We start from the raw sequence: 18,820 nt of genomic DNA, 5'->3' as shown, positions 1-18,820 counted from the left end.
TCGGCAAGGTGCGCTAAAGTATTGCCTTTGCCGCCTGGCGCGCCACGCGAGCGGCTGCCGCGCCCAGCGTGCAGCCCGTGGCGCGGCACAGAAGGCCGGGGCCGTACCCGGCACGCGAGACCGGGCGGCGCAGGAGCGACCCCATGTCTTTTGCCTTGCAGCCCGCGCGTGCCGCGGGTGCCCCTATCCAGCCCGTTTCCGCCGAAGAACAGCGCGTGCGCGTCGACCTGGCCGCCGCCTACCGCCTGGCCGCGCGCGAGGGCTGGGATGACCTGATCTACACCCATATCTCCGCCACGGTGCCGGGCGAGCCCGACCACTTCCTGATCAATCCCTTCGGCTTTGCCTTCGACGAGATCCGCGCCAGCGACCTGGTCAAGATCAACGGCCGCGGCGAGGTCGTCGGCGAAACCGTGCATCCGGTCAATGTGACCGGCTTTGCGCTGCACGCCGCGGTGCATGCGGCGCGCGCCGACGCGATGTGCGTGATGCACCTGCATAACACCGCCGGCATTGCCGTATCGGCGCAGGCCGCGGGGCTGTTGCCGCTGTCGCAGCATGCGATGCGCTTCCACGGCCGCATGGCCTACCACGACTACGAAGGCCTGGCCTTCACCCCGGCCGAGGGCGCGCGGCTGACCGCATCGCTGGGTGCGCATCCGGCCATGCTGCTGCGCAACCACGGCACGCTGACGGTGGGCCGCACCGTGGCCGAGGCCTATGTGCTGATGGCGACGCTGATCAAGGCCTGCGAGGTTCAGATTGCCGCGCAGGCGGGCGGTGCGCTGGTGCAGCCCGGCGCGGCCGTGGCGGACAAGACCTCAGAGCAGCTCTACGACAACGGCGCCGTCGAAGGCGTGATGGAGTGGCCCGCGCTGCTGCGCAAACTGGATAGAATCGATCCTTCATACCGGGACTGAGCGGGACTGGTTTCCTGCCACGACTCAACCACATTCATCAAAGGAGCATTGCATGCCGACTTTCCACGTCGAAATGTTTGAAGGCCGTACCATCGAGCAGAAGCGCAAGTTTGTCGAGGAAGTGACCCGCGTCAGCTGCGAAACCCTGGGCTGCTCGGCCTCGGCCGTCGACATCATCATCACCGACATCAAGCGCGAGAACTGGGCCACCGGCGGCGAGCTGTGGGCCGACAAGAAGTAAGGCTCCACGCAGCCCCACACTGAACACCATGCAGCACTTCGCCTCTGACAACTACGCCGGCTTCTGCCCGGAATCGCTCAAGTATTTCCTGGAAGCCAACGCCAGCGGCCATGAACAGGCCTACGGCGACGATACCTGGACGCAGAAGGTCTGCGACCGCATCCGCGACCTGTTCCAGACCGACTGCGAAGTGTTCTTCGTGTTCAACGGCACGGCGGCCAACTCGCTGGCGCTGTCGGCGCTGTGCCAGTCGTACCACTCGGTGATCTGCCACGAGCTGGCGCATATCGAGACCGACGAATGCGGCGGCCCGGAGTTCTTCTCCAACGGCTCCAAGCTGCTGACCGCGCCCGGCGCCGACGGCAAGCTCACGCCAGATGCGGTCGAGGCGCTGGTCACGCGCCGCTCCGATATCCATTACCCCAAGCCCAAGGTGGTGTCGCTGACGCAGTCGACCGAAGTCGGCACCGTCTACAGCGTGGAAGAGGTGCGCGCGATCGCCGCCATCGCCAAGCGCCGCCAGCTGCGCGTGCATATGGATGGCGCGCGCTTTGCCAATGCGGTGGCGTCGCTGGGCGTGCATCCGTCCGAGATCACCTGGCGCGCCGGCGTCGACGTGCTGTGCTTCGGCGGCACCAAGAACGGCCTGCCGGTGGGCGAGGCGGTGGTGTTCTTCGACCGCCGCCTGGCCGAGGACTTTGCCTACCGCGTCAAGCAGGCCGGGCAGCTGGCGTCGAAGATGCGCTTTATCTCCGCGCCGTGGCTGGGTTTGCTCGAGAACGACGTATGGCTTGCCAACGCGCGCCATGCCAATGCGATGGCGCAGCTGCTGCAGCAGCGCATCAGCGATATTCCGGGCGTTCGCATCATGTTCCCGACGCAGTCCAACGCCGTGTTCGCCGAGCTGCCGCTGCCCGCGATCGAGGCGCTGCGCGCCAAGGGCTGGCGCTTCTATACCTTTATCGGCGCCGGCGGCTGCCGTTTCATGTGTTCATGGGACCTGCAGCCGCAGACGGTTGAGGCGCTGGCCGCCGACATGCGCGCGGCCTGCGGCGCCTGACCTGCATCCCATACCTATAACGACGAGACCCCTTCAGGAGCCCCCAAATGCAATACCGATTCTGCCCACAGTGCGGCGCGCCGCTGGAGGTGCTGCCGCTGTCCGGGCGCGAACGCCACGCCTGCGTGCAGCATGACTGTGGCTTCGTGCACTGGAACAACCCGCTGCCGGTGCTGGCGGCGGTGGTGGAGTATCAGGACAAGCTGCTGCTGGCGCGCAATGCCGCCTGGCCGGAGACCATGTTCGCGCTGGTGACGGGCTTCCTGGAGCGCGACGAGCCGCCCGAGCTGGGCGTGGCGCGCGAACTGAAGGAAGAGACAAACCTCGATACCGAGTCGGTGTCGCTGATCGGCGTCTACGAGTTCATGCGCAAGAACGAGCTGATCATCGCCTACCACGTCAAGGCGACCGGCACCGTGGCGCTGTCCGAGGAGCTGGCCGACTACAAGCTGGTGGCGCCGGAGGATGTGCGCGTCTGGTCGGCCGGCACCGGCTTCGCGGTGGCCGACTGGCTGGCCGCGCGCGGCTATCCGGTGCGCTTCTTCGACCGCCAGACCGGCGCCGACATTCCCGACCCGCGCCGCCCGCACGACTTCAGCCAGGTCGGGGGTTCGCTACAATACCGGTGGTGAGGCTGGCCTCCGGCCAGCCGCCCAGCCCCCAGAATCGAAGGAAGAGACGAATGGAGTTCCAGAAAGAAGTGGATGCGCGCGGCCTGAACTGCCCGCTGCCGATCCTGCGCACCAAGAAGGCCCTGGCCGACATGGCCAGCGGCGATGTGCTCAAGGTGCTGGCCACCGATCCCGGCGCCACGCGCGATTTCCAGGCCTTTGCCAAGCAGACCGGCAATGAGTTGCTGTCGCACTCGGAAGTGGACAAGGTCTTTGTGTTCTACATGCGCCGCCGCTGACCGGCATACGGCTCCCGCACCTGGCGGGACTGCACAAGGAAAAAGCCGCTCGAAAGCGGCTTTTTCCTTGTTTGCAGGCCAGCGCGATCAGCTGCCGATGCCGGTCAGGTGCTCGCGCGATTCCAGGTAGGCGCTGAAGTCGGCCCCGACTTCCGGGTGCTTCAAGGCAAATTCAACGGTTGCCTTCAGGTAGCCCAGCTTGCTGCCGCAGTCATAGCGGCGGCCCTGGTAGCGGTAGGCCAGCACCTGCTCCTGGCCCAGCAGCGACTGGATCGCGTCGGTCAGCTGCAGCTCGCCGCCGGCGCCCGGCTTCAGTTCGCGCAGGTGTTCGAAGATGCGCGGGGTCAGAATGTAGCGGCCGACCACGCCCAGGTTGGACGGCGCGTCTTCCGGTGCCGGCTTCTCGATGATGCCCGAGACCTTGATCACGTCCGCATCCCATTCGCGGCCGTCGATCACGCCGTAGGAGCGGCTTTGCTCCGGCGTGATCTCCTCGACGCCCAGCACCGAGCAGTTGTAGTGGTTGAAGGTATCCACCATCTGCTTCATCACCGGCGGGTTGCCGTCGATCAGGTCATCGGCCAGCATCACCGCGAACGGGGTGTCGCCGACCAGCTTGGCCGCGCACAGCACCGCATGGCCCAGGCCCAGCGCTTCGGGCTGGCGCACGTAGAAGCACTCCACGTTGGCGGGCTTGATCGAGCGCACCACGTCCAGCAGCGCCTGCTTGTTCTTGGCCTCAAGCTCCACTTCCAGTTCGTAGGCCTTGTCGAAATGGTCCTCGATGGCGCGCTTGGAGCGGCCGGTGACAAAGATCATCTCGGTAATGCCGGCGGCCATGGCTTCTTCCACGGCGTACTGGATCAGCGGCTTGTCCACCACCGGAAGCATTTCCTTGGGGCTGGCCTTGGTGGCCGGCAGGAAGCGAGTGCCCAGGCCCGCAACCGGGAACACAGCCTTGGTGACGCGATTTTCCATATCAGGTGTACCTCTCAGATTCCAGTCCATAACCCTGCCAGCCATTGCGGGCGCCGTCTGTCCGGTTATGTCCGACGAAGCCGGACAGAACCCCCGGCAGGCAGGGGCGTGAATGCAGCCGCCGTGCCGTCAGGCCGGCAGCCGCTGCAGCTGGCCCTGCAGCTTGGCCAGCGTCTGCTCGAAATCGGCCAGGCGCTGCGTCTCTTGCGCCACCACGGCAGGCGGTGCCTTGGCGACAAAGCTCTCGTTGGACAGCTTGGCGCGGCACTTGCCGATTTCGCCACCGATGCGCTCGACTTCCTTCGACAGGCGCACGCGCTCGGCGGCGGCATCGATCTCGATCTTCAGCAGCAGGTGGTTGCCCCCGGCAATGGCGACCGGCGCGCCGGCGCCTTCAGCCTGCAGGGCAGCTTCATCTTCGAAGACGCGCACCTCGGAAAGTTTCGCCAGTGCCTGGATATGTGCGCTCGCCGCCTTCAGGAAGGTGCTGTCCCCCTCAGCATAGAGCGGGATGCGCTGGGCCGGCGAGATGTTCATCTCGCCACGCAGGTTGCGGCAGGCATCGATCACTTCCTTCAGGCGCGCAACCCATTGCTCGGCTTGCTCGTCGAGCTTGGCGACCGCCGGCAGCGGGTAGGGCTGCAGCGCAATGGTCTCGGAGCCGTCGCCCTTGGCGCGCCCTGCCAGCGGGGCCACCTTCTGCCACAGCTCTTCGGTGATGAAGGGGATGACCGGATGCGCCAGGCGCAGCACGGTCTCGAGCACGCGCAGCAGCGTGCGCCGCGTGGCGCGCTGCTGGGCCTCGGTGCCGTTCTGGATCTGCACCTTGGCCAGCTCCAGGTACCAGTCGCAGTATTCGTCCCAGACGAACTTGTAGATCGCGTTGGCGATATTGTCGAAGCGGTATTCGGCAAAGCCCTTCTCGACCTCGGCTTCCACGCGCTGCAGCAGCGACACGATCCAGCGGTCGGCCTGCGAGAAATCCAGGTAGCCGTCCGGGCCGCAGTCGTTGTTGCACGGACCCATGCCGCAGTCATGGCCCTCGGTGTTCATCAGCACGAAGCGGGTCGCGTTCCACAGCTTGTTGCAGAAGTTGCGGTAGCCCTCGCAGCGGCCGGTATCGAAGTTGACGTTGCGGCCCAGCGTGGCCAGCGACGCGAAGGTGAAGCGCAGCGCGTCGGCGCCGAAGGCGGGAATGCCCTCGGGGAATTCCTTCTTCGTCTTCTTCTCGATCTTGGGCGCGTCCTTGGGGCGGCGCAGGCCGGTGGTGCGCTTCTGCAGCAGCGTGTCGAGGTCGATGCCGTCGATCAGGTCCACCGGGTCGAGCGTGTTGCCCTCGGACTTGCTCATCTTCTTGCCTTCAGAATCGCGCACCAGGCCGTGCACGTAGACGGTATGGAAGGGCACCTTGCCGATGAAGTGCTTGGTCATCATGACCATGCGCGCCACCCAGAAGAAGATGATGTCGTAGCCGGTCACCAGCACCGACGACGGCAGGAAGTGATGCATCTCGGGCGTTTCTCCCGGCCAGCCCAGCGAGGAGAAGGGCACCAGCGCCGACGAGAACCAGGTGTCGAGCACGTCTTCCTCGCGGCGCAGGCTGCCGGTGCTGCCGGCGGCCTTTGCCTTGGCCAGCGCTTCGTCTTCGGTGCGGCCGACAAAGCAGTTGCCGGCATCGTCGTACCACGCCGGGATCTGGTGGCCCCACCACAGCTGGCGCGAGATGCACCAGTCCTGGATATTGCCCAGCCACTGGTTGTAGGTGCTGATCCAGTTTTCCGGCACCAGCTTGATCTCGCCGCTCTGCACGGCTTCCAGCGCCACCTCGGCGATCGAGCGGCCCGGGTAGAAGGTGCCTTCCGGCGCCGGCTTGCTCATGGCGACGAACCACTGGTCGGTCAGCATCGGCTCGATCGCGCTGCCGGTGCGCTCGCTGCGCGGGGTCATCAGCTTGTGCTTCTTGACCTCGGCCAGCAGGCCGCGCTTGTCCAGGTCCTCGACGATGGCCTTGCGCGCGTCGAAGCGGTCCAGGCCGGCGTAGGCGGCGGGGGCGTCGGCAACGATCTTCGCGTCCAGCGTCAGGATCGACAGCTGCGGCAGGTTGTGGCGCTGGCCCACCGCATAGTCGTTGAAGTCATGGCCCGGGGTCACCTTGACCACGCCGGTGCCGAACTCACGGTCGACGTATTCGTCGGCAATCACCGGGATCTGGCGCTCGGTCAGCGGCAGCTGCACGAACTTGCCGATCAGGTGCGCATAGCGCTCGTCTTCCGGGTGAACCATCACGGCCACGTCGCCCAGCATGGTTTCGGGGCGGGTGGTGGCCACGGTCAGGTGGGTCAGGCCGCCCTTGGTGTCAGCCTCGACCAGCGGATAGTGGATATGCCACAGCGAGCCTTCTTCCTCGACGCTGTCGACTTCCAGGTCCGACACCGCGGTGCCCAGCACCGGGTCCCAGTTGACCAGGCGCTTGCCGCGGTAGATCAGGCCCTGTTCGTGCAGGCGCACGAAGGCCTCGGTGACCGCCTTCGACATCTCGGGCGACATCGTGAAGTACTCGCGGCTCCAGTCGATCGAAGCGCCCATGCGCCGCACCTGGCGGGTGATGGTCGAGCCCGACTCTTCCTTCCAGGCCCACACCTTCTCGGTGAATTTCTCGCGGCCCAGCTCATGGCGCGACACGCCCTGCGACTCGAGCTGGCGCTCCACCACGATCTGGGTGGCGATGCCGGCGTGGTCGGTGCCCGGCACCCACAGCGTATTGGCGCCGGTCATGCGCGCATGGCGCGCCAGGCCGTCCATGATGGTCTGGTTGAAAGCGTGGCCCATATGCAGCGTGCCGGTCACATTGGGCGGCGGCAACTGGATCGCAAAGTCCGGGCGGGCAGGGTCGAAGGTCGGCTGGGCGATGCCGCGCTTCTCCCACTCGGGGCCCCATTTCGCCTCGATGGCGGCGGGTTCGAAGCTTTTGGCGAGGGACTGGTCTTGGGCGGTCATGCTGGGATGTGGATATTGGCGTCGGGGGTCGTCGCAGGGTGCTTCGGCCTGCGCCTGGCGCGGCGGCGGCCGTCGGCAGCCGGCATTGCGCCAGTAAAACGTTAAATTATACGGGGGGTGGCAGGCTGGTGCCTATTTCCCGGCCATCCGGCCCTGCCGGATGTGACTTGCGCGACAGGGCCCGCCGGTATAATTGCCGTCAATCCACAAGGCTCATCCGATGTCCGACCTGCTTGCCAACCTGAACGCCGAACAACTAGCCGCCGTCACCCTGCCTGACGAACCGGCGCTGATCTTGGCGGGCGCGGGCAGCGGCAAGACCCGCGTGCTGACCACGCGCATCGCCTGGCTGATCCAGAACGGCCGGGTTTCGCCGGCGCGCATCCTGGCGGTGACCTTTACCAACAAGGCCGCCAAGGAAATGCAGACGCGGCTGTCGTCGATGCTGCCGATCAACACCCGCGGCATGTGGATCGGCACCTTCCACGGCCTGTGCAACCGCATGCTGCGCGCGCATTTCCGCGACGCGGGGCTGCCCCAGACCTTTGCCATCCTGGACAGCCAGGACCAGCTCTCGGCGCTCAAGCGGCTGCTCAAGTCGCTCAATGTCGATGATGAGAAGTACCCGGCCAAGAACCTGCAGTACTTCATCAACAACGCCAAGGAGCAGGGCCTGCGCCCGGCCGACGTCGAGGCCAACGACGACTTCAACAAGCGCTTTGTCGACCTCTACGCCGCCTATGATCTGCAGTGCCAGCGCGAAGGCGTGGTCGACTTTGCCGAGCTGCTGCTGCGCTGCTATGAGCTGCTGCGCTACAACGACGCCATCCGCCAGCACTACCAGCACCGCTTCCGCCACGTGCTGGTCGACGAGTTCCAGGACACCAACGTGCTGCAGTACCAGTGGCTCAAGCTGCTGGCCGGCTATGGCACGCAGAACCCGGCCGCGGTCTTTGCCGTCGGCGACGACGACCAGAGCATCTATGCGTTCCGCGGCGCCAACGTCGGCAATATGCGCGACTTCGAGCACGAGTTCCGCGTGCGCCGGCTGATCAAGCTGGAACAGAACTACCGCTCGCACGGGCATATCCTGGATTCGGCCAACCACCTGATCTCGCACAACGCGCGCCGCCTGGGCAAGAACCTGCGCACCGACGCCGGCCACGGCGAACTGGTGCGGGTGTTCCAGGGCGGCTCCGACGGCCAGGAAGCCGCCTGGATCATCGAGGAGATCCGCGACCAGATCGCGCAGGGCGCCAGCCGCGCCGAGATCGCCATCCTGTACCGCAGCAACGCGCAGTCGCGCGTGATCGAGCATGCGCTGTTCTCGGCCGGCATCGCGTACCGCGTCTATGGCGGCCTGCGCTTCTTCGAGCGCGCCGAAATCAAGCACGCGCTGGCCTACATGCAGCTGCTGGAGAATCCGCGCAACGATGCCGCCTTTGGCCGCGTGGTCAACTTCCCGGCGCGCGGCATCGGCGCGCGCTCGCTGGAAGTGCTGCAGGACATGGCGCGCCAGTACGACTGCGCGCTGGCCGAGGCGGTGGCCTACGTGCCCGGCGCGGCCGGCAGCAAGCTGGCGGCCTTTACGCGCCTGGTCGAGAAGATGCGCGAGGACACGCGCCGCATGACGCTGGCCGAGACCGTCGAGTACGTGATCAACCACAGCGGCCTGATTACCCACTACCAGGGCGAGAAGGAAGGCCAGGACCGCATCGAGAACTTGCAGGAACTGGTGACCGCCGCGCAGGCCTTCGTGGTCGAGGAAGGCTACGGCCTGGAAGCGCTGGCCGCGGTGATCCCGGTTGACCGCAGCCCCGCCGCCCCGGCACTGGCCGACGGCGACCAGGCCCAGCAGGTGCTGGATCCGGAAGCGCTGCCGGTGGTGATGACGCCGCTGGTCGCGTTCCTGACCCATGCCTCGCTGGAGGCCGGCGACAACCAGGCCCAGGCCGGCCAGGACGCGGTGCAGATGATGACCGTGCACGCGGCCAAGGGGCTGGAGTTCGACGTGGTCTTCATCACCGGGATGGAAGAGGGCCTGTTCCCGCACGAGAACAGCATGATGGACCCGGACGGCGTGGAGGAAGAGCGCCGCCTGATGTACGTGGCGATCACGCGTGCGCGCAAGCGGCTCTACATGTCGTTTGCGCAAAGCCGCATGCTGCACGGCCAGACCCGCTACCACGTGCGCTCACGCTTCTTCGAGGAACTGCCCGAGGCCTCGCTCAAGTGGCTGACGCCGCCGGCGCAGGGCTACGGCGGCGTGCGCCGCCAGGAGCGCGACAGCGCCTGGGGCCGCGACTGGTTCCGCAAGCCCGAGGACGTGCCCTATACCGGCACGCGCCCCACCGGCGGCATGGACAACGGCAACGGCTATGCCGATGCCAAGCGCGAGGCCGGCACCGGCTTCCGGGTGGGGCAGTCGGTGTTCCACAACAAGTTTGGCGAAGGGGTAATCACCGCGCTGGAAGGCGAGGGCACGGACGCACGCGCCAATATCAACTTCAAGCGCAACGGCGCCAAGTGGCTGGCGCTGTCGGTGGCGAAGCTGGACGCGATCGACTGAGCGGGTCCAGCTTCGCTGCGCGCCATGCCGCGCCCCGGGCGGCTCAGGGCAGGGCGTGGCGGACCTCTCCAGCCTTTTCGTCGGGGCTGTCCACCGTCAGCAGCGGATTGATGAACAGCGAGGCCAGCGCGCCAACCCCGAGCAGCGCCGCCGAGATCATGAACGGCAGGTCATAGCTGCCGGTCCGCTCGATCAGGTAGCCGAACACCACCGGCGACACCATGCCGGCCACGCCGAAGCCGGTGTTCATCATGCCGCCCGCGGTGCCGGCGTACTTGCCGGCGATGTCCAGCGGCAGGCTCCACAGCACCGCGTTGGTCAGCTCCAGGAAGAAGAACGACAGCGACAGCAGGATCACGGCGTTGACGGCATCGCCGGTAGAGGTCATCGGCACGATGAACATCAGCGAGCCGGCCAGCCCCACGAACAGGACCGCGCCGCGCGCCAGGCGCAGGTTGCCGGTGCGCCGGTAGATGCGGTCCGAGAGCACGCCGCCGAGCGTGTCGCCGACCACGCCCGCCATCAGTGGCAATGCCGTGAACAAGGCCAGCTGCTTCAGGTCGAAGCCGCGCGCTTCCTTCAGGTACGAGGGCAACCACGTCAGGTAGACCCACAGCGACCAGCCGTAGCAGAAGTCGACGAAGGTCACCAGCCACATGCGCCGGAACAGGCGCCGCCACGGCGTGGCCGCCCTGGCGGCCTGCTGGCTATCGCCGCGCCGGTAGCCGATCTCCTGCAGCTCCTGCGCCGTGACGCGGCGGTGCTTGTCGGGCGAATCCTTGAAGAAGAAGGCATACAGCAAGGTCCAGCCGAGGCTGACCGCGCCCAGCACGATGAAGGCTTCGCGCCAGCCGGCGGCGGCCACGATGACCAGCACGATCGGCGGCGTGATCGCACCGCCCAGCCGCGCGAAGCTGTGGGTGATGCCCTGCGCGAAGCCGCGCTCCGCCACCGGCATCCAGTAGGTGAAGGCGCGCGTCGCGGTCGGGAACGCGCCGCCTTCGCCGATGCCCAGCACGAAGCGCAGCACCACCAGCATCAGCACGCTGCCCGCGAAGCCGGTCAGCACGGTGGCCACGCCCCAGATCAGCGACAGCACGATCAGCACCTTCTTGGGCCCGAACTTGTCGGCCATCCAGCCGCCGAGGATCTGCATGGCGGCATAGGGGTAGGCAAAGGCCGAGAACACCAGCCCCAACTGCGATGTGGTCAGCCCCATTTCCTCGCGGATCAGGGGGGCGGCGACCGAGATGTTGACGCGGTCGATATAGGCGATGAAATACATCAGGCACATGACGCCCAGGATCATGTGCCGGGTCTTGATGCGTTGCTTCATAACCACCTCCTATGCGCGGCGCGCGCGTGGTGTTGACGGGGCGGCGGCCGGCGCACGGTCCGTAGCCATGCGCTTGCGGCGCGCCGGGGGCGCGGCGCCGGCCGCGCTGCCCCGTCCTTGAGCAATCTGTCTGCAGTCTTGAATCGTGTCTCCTGGTCTGGTGGATTCCGGTCGGGCAGGCTCCTTGGCGAGGGTTGTGGAAAGGGAGGGAAGGTTCAGGCGTGGTCGAGCAGCTTCAGCCGCTGCACCTTGCCGGACGGGCCGCGCGGCAGCTCGGCGATAAAGCGGAACTCCTTCGGCGTCTTGTAGCGGCCCAGTTCGCGCAGGCAATGCGCGCGCAGCGCGGCGTCATCGCAGCGCGCGGCCTCGCGCATGACCACATAGGCGACGATCTCCTGCCCGTAGGCCGGGTCCGGCACGCCGACCGCCGCGGCGTCGAGCACGGCCGGATGGCGCAGCAGCGCCTCGTCGATCTCGCGCGGGGCGATGTTCTCGCCGCCCTTGATGATCAGTTCCTTGGCGCGCCCGGTGATGTAGAAATAGCCGTCGGCATCGCGGTAGCCGAGGTCGCCCGTGCGCAGCCAGCCGTCATGCGTAAAGGCCTCGCGCGTGATGTCCGGCGCCTTGTAGTAGCCCGCCATCACGCTCTCGCCCTGCAGCACGATCTCGCCGACCTGTCCGTCAGGCACCGGCTTGCCGTCGCGACCGAGCACGCGTGCGCGCGTGCCAGATGGCCTGCCGATGCTGCCGATGCGCCGCCGGCCCGGCTCGAGCGGATTGCTGAACGCCGGTGCGGCAGTCTCGGTCATGCCCATGGTTTCGATCACGCCGATGCCGAAGCGCGCCTCGAAGGCACGGTGATGCTCGGGCGGCAGCGCGGCCGAGGCCGAGCGGCAGAAGCGCACGCCGGCCGGGGCCTGGCCGTGCGGATCGTTCAGCAGGTAGGCGATGATGGTCGGCACCACGTTCAGCCAGGTGCAGCCGTGGCGCGCGCTGTCCTGCCAGAACGCGCCGGCGGAAAATCGCATCGGCATCACCACCGAGCCGCCGTGCACCAGCGGCGCGATCGCGGTCACGACCAGGCCGTTGATGTGGTACAGCGGCAGCGTTGCCAGCACCCGGTCGGCCGGCCCGAGGCAGTGCTCGCGGCTGACGTTGGCGCCGTTGGCCATCAGGTTGCGCTGCGTCAGCAGCACGCCTTTGGGCGTGCCGGTGGTGCCGGATGTGTACATGAGCAGCGCGGGCGCGTCCGGCTGCGGTGGGGACAGTGGCGACGCAGCGTCATGCGTGGCGGGCAGTGCCGGCAGGCTGTTGGCGTCGGGCGCGGTGACGATCACCGGCACGTCCAGCCCGGCCTCGCGCAGGGCCTCGCGGATGGCGGCTTCTCCGTCGGGCCAGGTGAAGACCAGCCGCGTATCCGAATGCGCAAGGATGTAGCGCAACTGCGCCGGCTGGCACAGCAGGTTGATCGGGTTGACGACCAGCCCGCAGGCCATGGTGCCGAGCAGGAGCCGCGCGGTCAGCTCGCCGTTGGGCAGGTATACCGACACGGTCTGCCCGCTGCCCAGGCCGGCAGCCGCATAGCTGCGACCGAGCGTACCGGCATCGGCCGCCAGCGCGCCGAACGTGAGCGCGTGGCCGCTGTCCGGGGACAACAGGTAGGGCTTGTCGGGCCACTGCGCGGCACGCACGGCCACCAGCGCGGCGAGGGTGTCGAACACTTCGGGTTCCGTGCGCGCGTTCATTTGCCGACCCTCGCGAAGTAATCGCCCAGCAGGTCCGCTTCATCGGGCACCTGTTCGGCGATGGGCACGGCAATGCGGGTGATGTTCAGGTATTGGCGCCAGCCGAGGTTGTCCGAGAAGTTGTTGCCGCCCCAGGTGCCGCAGCCCATCGACAGCGAGAACGGCAGGCCGTTGTCGAAATTCCCGCCGGTGGCGAAGCAATGCGCCTGGTTCACGATCACGCGCGCCACCGGCAGTTCCTGTCCAAGCTGCAGCGCATGACGTGGATTGGTCGAATGCAGGCTGACCGAATGCCCGGCGCCCATATAGGCGTACAGGCCCGCCACGCGCTCGACTGCCGCCGCGAAGTCGGCGGCGCGGTAGAGCGTCAGCACGGGAGAGAGCTTTTCGCCGGAGAAGGGGTAGTCGCTGCCGACACCGGTTTCCTCCACCAGCAGCATCGCGGGCTGCAGCGCACGCACGCGTTCCAGCCCCGCAAGCTCGGCAATGCGGGTCGCGTTCTGTCCCGTGAAGGTGCCGGCGAGCTTGCCGTCGCGCCACATCAGCGCCTGCAGCCGCGCCTTTTCCGCAGCCGTGAGCAGCACGCCGCCGACCGCCGCCAGGGCGTCGAGCATGGGCGTGTAGACGGCGTCGAGCACGACCAGGCTGTTCTCCGACGAGCAACTGGTGGCATTGTCGAAGGTCTTGGAGCGCACCACCTTGGCCGCCGCGTCATCCAGCGTGGCGCTGGCGTCGATGATCGATGCCACATTGCCGGCGCCCACGCCGAAGGCCGGCGTGCCGCAGGTGTAGGCCATGCGCACGTTGGCCTGCGAGCCGGTCGCGACCACCAGGTCGGCCTGCCGCATGAGCTCTGCCGTCGCGGCCTTCGAGACCGGCGCTGGCAGCATCTGGACCAGGTCGGCGGGCAAGCCGGCGCGGGCAAACTCGGCGTGGATGAACGACAGCAGCAGCGCGCAGGTGTCCTGCCCCTTCGGTGACGGCGCCACGATCACGCTGTTGCCGCACTTGAGCGCGTTGATGATCTTGTTGGCCGGCGTGGCCGCGGGATTGGTCGACGGCGTAATGGCCCCCACCACGCCCACGGGCCGCGCGATTTCGGTGATGCCGGCTGCCGCATCCTGGGCGATCACGCCCACCGTCTTGCGGCCATGCAGGTCGCGCAGCAGGCCCAGCGTCTTGCGGTGGTTCTTGCGGATCTTGTCGTCGACATTGCCCAGCCCGGTGTCGGCGACGGCACGCTGGGCCAGCTGGCGGTTGCGCGCGGGCTCCATGATGGCCCACGCCGCAGCGGCGACTGCCGTGTCGACGGTGGCCTGGCCGGCACGCGCGAACTCGCGCTGCGCCTGCCTGGCCCGGGCCACGACCGCAGCGACGGCTTCGGCCGCGGCTTGCGCTGGCTGCGCGGGCAGGGATGCTGTCGGTAGGGGCAAATCGGAATTGTTGGACTGCCGGCGATGCAGTATTTGCACACTCATGGATTCGACTCCGCGGTTTGGACGGTTAGGGCCGCCGCGCTTTGTCGTGCACTCCGTGGCACCGGGCGCCGGCCCTGGATCGAATCTAGTGAAGCGGGGCAGACAGGCCGTCCCAATTTGTGCGCTTTCGCGAGCGCGCAGCCGGGGTGCGATCCAGAATTCAGTTTTCGGGACGGCCATGCGTCCCGGAATCCTTTAAATTTGATCCATGAGCAATCACTCGAATGCCGCCGCGGTGCGCGCCTTCCGCATTCTCGAGATCCTGTCCGCGGCCGACGGGCCTCTGTCGCTGGCGGCCATCGTGCAGGCGATCGAGTTGCCGAAGCAGACCGTTCACCGCATCCTCAAGCAGCTGGAAAGCACGTGGCTGGTGTCGCGCACGGCTGGCAACCGCCACTACGAGTGCTCATCGCGCGTGCGGCAGCTGGCCGTCAATGTGCTGATGCAGGCAGGTCCGGCGGCGGCGCGCCATGCGATCCTGCAGCAACTGGTCGACAAGATCGGGGAGACCTGCAACCTGACCATGCTGTCCGGCGACGACGTGGTCTACCTGGACCGCGTGGAAACGCAATGGCCGCTGCGCATGCACCTGCAGCCGGGCTCGCGGGTGCCGCTGCACTGCACCGCCAGCGGCAAGCTGCTGCTGGCGTTCCTGCCGAGCGCGCAGCGCCAGCGCCTGGTTGCCAGCCTGCCACTGCGCGCACATTCGGCGCACACCATCACCAATGCCGAGGCCTTGCACGCGGAACTGGCCGAGACGCGGCAGCGGCGCCTGGGGGTCAACAATCAGGAAAACCTGGAAGGCATGATCGCGGTCGCGGTGCCGGTGATGCGCAACCGCAGCCGCGCCTGCGCGGCGATTGCCGTGCAGGTGCCGATGGCGCGCATGACGATGGAGCAGCTGATGGGATTCGTGCCGGACCTGCGCCTGGCAGCGGACGAGATGGTGAAGACGTTCTGCGAATAGCCCGTGACGCGAGAGGCAAGCGCGGGCCTTGATCGATTGAGGAAAAAAAACCGGCACGCTGCCGGTTTTTTTCCTGTTCAGGCGCCCGGCGCAGCCGGCGCGGCGGGGTCCACCCCCGGCGGCGTCACGTTGAAGCAGCCCCGGTACGTCGCATAGAACGAGCAGTACAGGATCGCCAGCATCAGCAGCGAATACGGCGTGACCAGGAACGACAGCACCGTCTCCGCGCCGAAGGCGCTGAACACCGCCTCCAGGAAGAACGGGATCGCCACCAGCAGCATCGCGAACAGCACCGCGTAGGTGAAGAACGCGCCGCGGTTGCGCCAGCATGCGGTCCAGCTGAAGAACAGCGCCTTGACCGGCGACACGCCGTGCCAGGCCGCCAGCAGCGGCGCGAACCAGAACATCATCGCGATCGGTGTGTACAGCAGTGCGCCGATCAGCATGGCGTAGTACAGCTGGCGCACCGCTTCGGCCGTCGGCGCTTCTTCCTTCAGCACGATCGGCACCAGCGCGCTCATGTCGACCACCGAGCCGGCGATCAGCCCCAGCACGAACACCAGCCCGGCGTAGATGCCGCCCAGTACCAGCAGGTTGCGCGTGGCTTCCTTGCCGTTGGCGCGGAAACCCGCCAGCAGCACGGTGGGCATCACCCGCTTGTTCTGGATCACGTCGCGGCATGCGGTCATCACGCCGACCGACAGGCCGGGGGTGACCACCAGCAGCGCGATGATGCCGATCAGCGGCACCACGATGGCCAGCTGCGCGGCGATCAGGTAGACGAACAGCAGCATCAGGAAGGTCAGCGGGTTCTTGCGGAACAGCCAGATGCCCTGGCGGAACCAGGTGTAGCCTTCCTTGGCAGGGACTTCCAGTAGTTGCATACGGATCAGATCCAGGGGAGCGGGGCGCTTGCAGGGTCCGCGCCGATGCGCCGGCGCAGGATGCGTTCGAAATGGGTCGGGTCGTGCGGTTGCAGCATGTCGGCCTCGCGCGGCAGGTAGAAGTCCCACAGTCGCGACACCCAGAAGCGCAGCGCACCCGCGCGCAGCATGTCCTGCCAGTGCGCGGCCTCGGTGGCGGTCAGCGGCCTCACGGCATGATAAGCCCGCAGCAGGGCCTGCGTGCGTGCGGGGTCGAGTTCGCCGCTGGCCAGGTCGATGCACCAGTCGTTCACGGTGACCGCCACATCGAACAGCCACTTGTCGTTGCCGGCGAAGTAGAAGTCGAAAAAGCCGCCCAGGCGGTGGCGTCCGCTGCCGTCTTCCTCGAACAGCGCGTTGTCGCGGAACAGGTCGCAGTGGCACGGGCCTGCGCCCAGGCCGGCGTAGTCCGCGCTGGCGAAGAAGGCGGCCTGGTGGGCGATCTCCTGCTGCAGCAGCGCGCGCTGGCCGGCACCCAGGAAGGGCAGGATCTCAGGCTCGGTCTGCTGCCACCAGGGCAGGCTGCGCAGGTTGGGCTGCTGGCGCGGATAGTCCTGGCCGGCCAGGTGCATGCGTGCCAGCATGTCGCCCACTTCAGCGCAGTGCTGCGCGTCGGGCGCCAGTTGCGACGCCCCGGGCAGGCGCGTGACGATGGTGGCAGGCTTGCCCTTGAGCGGGCGCAGGATCTCGCCGTCGCGCGCCGGGATTGGCGCGGGCACGCGGATGCCGCGCTCGGCCAGGTGCGCCATCAGGTGCAGGTAGTAGGGCAGCTGCGCGAACGTGAGCCGCTCGAAAATGGTCAGCACGTACTGGCGCGTCTGGCCATCGTGCTCCATGGTGAGGAAGAAATTGCTGTTCTCGATGCCCGAGGCGATGCCGCGCAGCTCGCGCACTTCGCCAAGGTTGAAATCCAGCAGCCAGCGGGCGATCTCGTCCTGCGAGACCGTGGTGAATACGGCCATACTCGTTGTGTGAAGCGAATCGGAAAGCGGCGGGCGCCAGTTTCGGACAAAGTCCGGGCCGCCGCCGCGGCATGACACTGCCGGAGGGCCGGCGCGGCCTGGAGCTTACGCCAGGCCGTGGGCAAGCGAGGTCAGAACTTCAGGTTGACCGAAGGCACGCGGTTGACATCGTGCTCGCGGATCTTGGGCGAGCTGTCTTCCGGCTTGCTCATCTCGTACTTGGTGCCGAAACCCGATTTGACCTGGATATCGGTGGCCCGTCCCTTGTCGCGGTACTCGCGCACCTGGGTGCCATCGCGTTCATTGAGCTGGAAGCTCGGCTGGCGCGGCTGGTTCAGTTGCGACTTGGCGGCCGGGGCGATCGGCTGGTTGTTGATCTGGTTCAGCTCCTGCTGCGTCAGCGCATTGCTTTCCTGCGCGACGGCCCAGCCGGAAGCCAGCGCCAGCGCGGCGGCCGCCACGGCGGCGAGGCTGGACACGGACCGCCTGGCAGGCGATTCAGGCTCGCCGGCCACGGCGGAAGACCGCGTGGGCCGGACCGAGCGGGCGGTGGAGGGGGAGGTCATCAGGTGCTCCTGTGCGGGGCTGCGGCGCAACTTGCACGCAGCGCCGCGGCATGCGGCGGTTGGGCTGCAACCCGGCGGCGCCGGGCTTGGCAGACGGACAGGTTCCATTCTAGCAATTCCTGCCGTGCGCAGGCCGCCCCCGTGCCCCGGGGGGCACCTGCGCAACGGTACCGGGTGCCGGGTACGCGGCTTGGCGCCGCGCGCCTGGCGTCCATGCCTTACAGGTAGAACATCTCTTCCTTGGGCGGGATCGGCTTGTCGCCGCCGCGCTGTTCGTAGTAGTCGTAGACCGCTTCCAGCACTTCGTGCGGCTCGTCCACGATCTTCATCAGGTCCAGGTCATGCTCGGCGATCAGGCCCATCGGCAGCAGCGTGAAGCGGAACCAGTCCAGCAGGCCCTTCCAGAAGCGGCTGCCGAACATGATCACCGGCACCGAGCGCGACTTGCCGGTCTGCACCAGCGTCAGCACCTCGGCCAGCTCGTCGAGCGTGCCGAAGCCGCCCGGCATCACGATGAAGGCGTCCGAATTCTTGACAAAGGTGACCTTGCGCGTGAAGAAGTGGCGAAAGCGCATGGCAATGTCCTGGTACGGATTGCCCTGCTGCTCGTGCGGTAGTTCGATGTTCAGGCCGACGCTGGCGGACTTGCCGGCGTGCGCGCCCTTGTTGGCCGCTTCCATGATGCCGGGGCCGCCGCCCGAGATCACGGCAAAGCCGGCGTCCGAAAACAGCCGGGCGATCTCGATGGTGCGCTGGTAGTACGGCGAATCCTCGCGCAGGCGCGCGCTGCCGTAGATCGACACGGCCGGGCGGATCTCGGAGAGGTACTCGGTGGCCTCGATGAACTCTGCCATAATCGTGAACATTTGCCACGAGGCGCGCGCCTTCTTTGCGGTAGCGCGGTCTTCGTCGGCCAGCGCACGCAGGCTGGGGATCATCTTGCGCGGATTGGCGCGCGCGGCCGCAGCGGCGGCCTTTTCAGCAGCAACTTCGGGAGGATGGCCCGCGGCAGCAGCATCGGCCGCCGCGGCGATGGCCGCGGCGTGCTCGGAAGCAGCCTCCGGCGGGGGTTGCACGGTATCGCCGGAAATGTCGGAAACATCCGGGTCAGCAAGGGGGGCGGTCGAGGCACCGCCTGCAGCGGCACCAGTCAATTTTGAGTCCATGG

Annotated in this window: 16 protein-coding genes; 7 read left to right on the top strand and 9 right to left on the bottom strand. The window is 67.2% G+C overall.

The genetic code is table 11. From position 1 onward, the window contains the following. The first annotated feature begins 143 nt into the window (after positions 1–143). From RS901_RS00820 to RS901_RS00800, 5 genes are read left to right on the top strand one after another with little or no spacing between them, the layout of a single operon-like run. Positions 144–920 (top strand): class II aldolase/adducin family protein, encoded by a 777-nt coding sequence (locus RS901_RS00820; RefSeq protein WP_316150938.1) that lies wholly within the window; start codon positions 144–146, stop codon positions 918–920. A gap of 52 nt (positions 921–972) precedes the next feature. After that, entirely contained in the window at positions 973–1,161 is a 189-nt protein-coding gene (locus tag RS901_RS00815) for a 4-oxalocrotonate tautomerase (RefSeq protein ID WP_010813672.1), read from the top strand. 28 nt (positions 1,162–1,189) lie between these two features. Next, the gene (locus RS901_RS00810; RefSeq protein WP_316150936.1) at positions 1,190–2,221 is read left to right on the top strand and encodes a low specificity L-threonine aldolase; all 1,032 of its coding nucleotides are present in this window, start codon (positions 1,190–1,192) and stop codon (positions 2,219–2,221) included. A gap of 47 nt (positions 2,222–2,268) precedes the next feature. Beyond that, positions 2,269–2,853: an NUDIX domain-containing protein gene (locus RS901_RS00805; protein WP_316150935.1), complete on the top strand. Its 585-nt coding sequence runs from the start codon at positions 2,269–2,271 to the stop codon at positions 2,851–2,853. A 50-nt stretch (positions 2,854–2,903) separates the two neighbouring features. Next, positions 2,904–3,131: a sulfurtransferase TusA family protein gene (locus RS901_RS00800; protein WP_010813669.1), complete on the top strand. Its 228-nt coding sequence runs from the start codon at positions 2,904–2,906 to the stop codon at positions 3,129–3,131. An 87-nt stretch (positions 3,132–3,218) separates the two neighbouring features. On the opposite strand, the gene galU is transcribed toward RS901_RS00800, so the two are convergent. Together galU and RS901_RS00790 are read right to left on the bottom strand one after the other, a co-directional pair. Further along, entirely contained in the window at positions 3,219–4,109 is an 891-nt protein-coding gene (galU, locus tag RS901_RS00795) for a UTP--glucose-1-phosphate uridylyltransferase GalU (protein ID WP_316150927.1), read from the bottom strand. Positions 4,110–4,238: 129 nt separating this feature from the next. Continuing rightward, positions 4,239–7,106: a valine--tRNA ligase gene (locus RS901_RS00790; RefSeq protein ID WP_316150925.1), complete on the bottom strand. Its 2,868-nt coding sequence runs from the start codon at positions 7,104–7,106 to the stop codon at positions 4,239–4,241. 220 nt (positions 7,107–7,326) lie between these two features. On the opposite strand from RS901_RS00790, the gene RS901_RS00785 reads away from it, so the two are divergent. Continuing rightward, positions 7,327–9,675 (top strand): UvrD-helicase domain-containing protein, encoded by a 2,349-nt coding sequence (locus RS901_RS00785; RefSeq protein WP_316150923.1) that lies wholly within the window; start codon positions 7,327–7,329, stop codon positions 9,673–9,675. Positions 9,676–9,718: 43 nt separating this feature from the next. Here RS901_RS00785 and RS901_RS00780 read toward each other — a convergent pair whose 3' ends face one another. From RS901_RS00780 to sauS, 3 genes are all read right to left on the bottom strand, one after another. Then, positions 9,719–11,011 (bottom strand): MFS transporter, encoded by a 1,293-nt coding sequence (locus tag RS901_RS00780; protein ID WP_316150921.1) that lies wholly within the window; start codon positions 11,009–11,011, stop codon positions 9,719–9,721. A 215-nt stretch (positions 11,012–11,226) separates the two neighbouring features. Then, entirely contained in the window at positions 11,227–12,756 is a 1,530-nt protein-coding gene (locus RS901_RS00775) for an acyl--CoA ligase (RefSeq protein ID WP_316150919.1), read from the bottom strand. Beyond that, positions 12,753–14,234 (bottom strand): acylating sulfoacetaldehyde dehydrogenase, encoded by a 1,482-nt coding sequence (sauS, locus tag RS901_RS00770; RefSeq protein ID WP_316150918.1) that lies wholly within the window; start codon positions 14,232–14,234, stop codon positions 12,753–12,755. Before sauS ends, RS901_RS00775 begins: the two co-directional genes overlap by 4 nt. A 208-nt stretch (positions 14,235–14,442) precedes the next feature. Here sauS and RS901_RS00765 point away from each other — a divergent pair, with 208 nt between their 5' ends. Next, positions 14,443–15,201, top strand: a complete 759-nt coding sequence (locus RS901_RS00765; protein WP_316150917.1) for an IclR family transcriptional regulator — start codon at positions 14,443–14,445, stop codon at positions 15,199–15,201. Positions 15,202–15,278: 77 nt separating this feature from the next. Here RS901_RS00765 and RS901_RS00760 read toward each other — a convergent pair whose 3' ends face one another. The 4 genes from RS901_RS00760 to RS901_RS00745 all read right to left on the bottom strand — a co-directional run bounded on the left by RS901_RS00760 (position 15,279) and on the right by RS901_RS00745 (position 18,818). Then, a complete protein-coding gene (locus tag RS901_RS00760; protein WP_013957543.1) occupies positions 15,279–16,085 on the bottom strand; it encodes a BPSS1780 family membrane protein in 807 nt (268 codons plus the stop codon). A gap of 5 nt (positions 16,086–16,090) precedes the next feature. Next, complete coding sequence (locus RS901_RS00755; RefSeq protein WP_316150915.1) at positions 16,091–17,086, bottom strand: homoserine kinase; 996 nt, start codon at positions 17,084–17,086, stop codon at positions 16,091–16,093. Between the two features lie 131 nt (positions 17,087–17,217). Further along, positions 17,218–17,652 (bottom strand): membrane protein, encoded by a 435-nt coding sequence (locus RS901_RS00750; protein WP_013957541.1) that lies wholly within the window; start codon positions 17,650–17,652, stop codon positions 17,218–17,220. Between the two features lie 218 nt (positions 17,653–17,870). Further along, positions 17,871–18,818, bottom strand: coding sequence for a TIGR00730 family Rossman fold protein (locus tag RS901_RS00745; RefSeq protein WP_226797602.1), 948 nt, complete (start codon positions 18,816–18,818; stop codon positions 17,871–17,873). Between the last annotated feature and the right edge of the window lie 2 nt (positions 18,819–18,820).

The sequence above is a fragment of the Cupriavidus sp. BIC8F genome (assembly GCF_032465815.1).
GTDB classification, from domain to species: domain Bacteria; phylum Pseudomonadota; class Gammaproteobacteria; order Burkholderiales; family Burkholderiaceae; genus Cupriavidus; species Cupriavidus necator.
This window is presented reverse-complemented; position numbering and strand designations above follow the sequence as displayed.

Bases quoted from the DNA above. Each gene is read 5' to 3' on its own strand.
- RS901_RS00760 (WP_013957543.1), bottom strand. From the start codon at position 16,085: ATGCAACTACTGGAAGTCCCTGCCAAGGAAGGCTACACCTGGTTCCGC.
- RS901_RS00775 (WP_316150919.1), bottom strand. From the start codon at position 12,756: ATGAACGCGCGCACGGAACCCGAAGTGTTCGACACCCTCGCCGCGCTG.
- RS901_RS00815 (WP_010813672.1), top strand. From the start codon at position 973: ATGCCGACTTTCCACGTCGAAATGTTTGAAGGCCGTACCATCGAGCAG.
- RS901_RS00780 (WP_316150921.1), bottom strand. From the start codon at position 11,011: ATGAAGCAACGCATCAAGACCCGGCACATGATCCTGGGCGTCATGTGC.
- RS901_RS00820 (WP_316150938.1), top strand. From the start codon at position 144: ATGTCTTTTGCCTTGCAGCCCGCGCGTGCCGCGGGTGCCCCTATCCAG.
- RS901_RS00755 (WP_316150915.1), bottom strand. From the start codon at position 17,086: ATGGCCGTATTCACCACGGTCTCGCAGGACGAGATCGCCCGCTGGCTG.
- RS901_RS00745 (WP_226797602.1), bottom strand. From the start codon at position 18,818: ATGGACTCAAAATTGACTGGTGCCGCTGCAGGCGGTGCCTCGACCGCC.
- RS901_RS00790 (WP_316150925.1), bottom strand. From the start codon at position 7,106: ATGACCGCCCAAGACCAGTCCCTCGCCAAAAGCTTCGAACCCGCCGCC.
- RS901_RS00765 (WP_316150917.1), top strand. From the start codon at position 14,443: ATGAGCAATCACTCGAATGCCGCCGCGGTGCGCGCCTTCCGCATTCTC.
- RS901_RS00810 (WP_316150936.1), top strand. From the start codon at position 1,190: ATGCAGCACTTCGCCTCTGACAACTACGCCGGCTTCTGCCCGGAATCG.
- RS901_RS00785 (WP_316150923.1), top strand. From the start codon at position 7,327: ATGTCCGACCTGCTTGCCAACCTGAACGCCGAACAACTAGCCGCCGTC.
- sauS (WP_316150918.1), bottom strand. From the start codon at position 14,234: ATGAGTGTGCAAATACTGCATCGCCGGCAGTCCAACAATTCCGATTTG.
- galU (WP_316150927.1), bottom strand. From the start codon at position 4,109: ATGGAAAATCGCGTCACCAAGGCTGTGTTCCCGGTTGCGGGCCTGGGC.
- RS901_RS00805 (WP_316150935.1), top strand. From the start codon at position 2,269: ATGCAATACCGATTCTGCCCACAGTGCGGCGCGCCGCTGGAGGTGCTG.
- RS901_RS00750 (WP_013957541.1), bottom strand. From the start codon at position 17,652: ATGACCTCCCCCTCCACCGCCCGCTCGGTCCGGCCCACGCGGTCTTCC.
- RS901_RS00800 (WP_010813669.1), top strand. From the start codon at position 2,904: ATGGAGTTCCAGAAAGAAGTGGATGCGCGCGGCCTGAACTGCCCGCTG.